Here is an 897-nt window from a genome sequence, read left to right as displayed (position 1 = left end):
CTTTTTGTGGGGTACACCACCCAACAATTTCCCTTCCTACTCATGCTTTGTTTTAGATTATGAGCTGCGATTAAATCTCGGTAGTCTTTTGAGCAATATTGGCTACCTCTATCACTATGGATAATCACTTCTTCTGGCATGCCTCTGCGGAACAATGCCATTGATAGTGCATCACAGACCAGAGTTGCGGTCATTCTGGTGCTCATTGACCAACCAACGACTTGCCGTGAGTACAGGTCGATAATAACGGCTAAATACATCCAGCCTTCGCTTGTCGCTAGATAGGTGATATCTCCAGCCCATTTTTGGTTTGGTGTTGTCGCATTAAAGTCTTGCTCAAGCAAGTTCGGGGCAACAGGAAGCCTATGCTTACAGTCTGTCGTACATTTGAACTTACGGGCGGCCTTCGCGACTAAGCTCTGGCGTTTCATGCTCGCGGCAATTGTTTTTACATCGTGCTTATTACCATTTGCCTCAAGTTCTTTTTGAATACGCCTTGCACCGTCACGTTCCTTTTTATCATCAAAGACTTCTCGAACTTTGCTATCAAGCAGCTTGCGGTGCTCGTCGCGTTGAGTGACTTTATGGCGATTATCAATCCAATAATAAAACCCACTTCGAGAAACCCCAAACACCTTAGCCATACGGACAATCCTATATTGCAGCAGGTGTTCGAGCATAAACTCATAGCAATCTACTTTAGATTTTTCGCGAAGTAGGTGGCGGCCTTTTTTACGATATCTAGCTCTTCAGCTTGTTCTGCTAATAATCGTTTGAGCTTGGCATTTTCAGTGGCGAGTTCTCTTTCTCTATCGCTGATTTTCGCGTGTTTTTGGACGGCTTTACGCCATCCATAGATTTGAGATTCATATAACGATAGCTGTCGTGCGGCAGCAG

The 897-nt window shown here is 44.7% G+C and carries 1 pseudogene; it reads right to left on the bottom strand.

The annotated features are described in order from the left end of the window. A pseudogene (locus FCV43_RS20250) lies at positions 1 to 897 on the bottom strand (IS3 family transposase); the annotation flags it as partial.

Origin of the sequence: Vibrio genomosp. F6 (assembly GCF_005146325.1) — a bacterium.
GTDB classification, from domain to species: Bacteria; Pseudomonadota; Gammaproteobacteria; order Enterobacterales; family Vibrionaceae; genus Vibrio; species Vibrio cortegadensis.
This window is presented reverse-complemented; position numbering and strand designations above follow the sequence as displayed.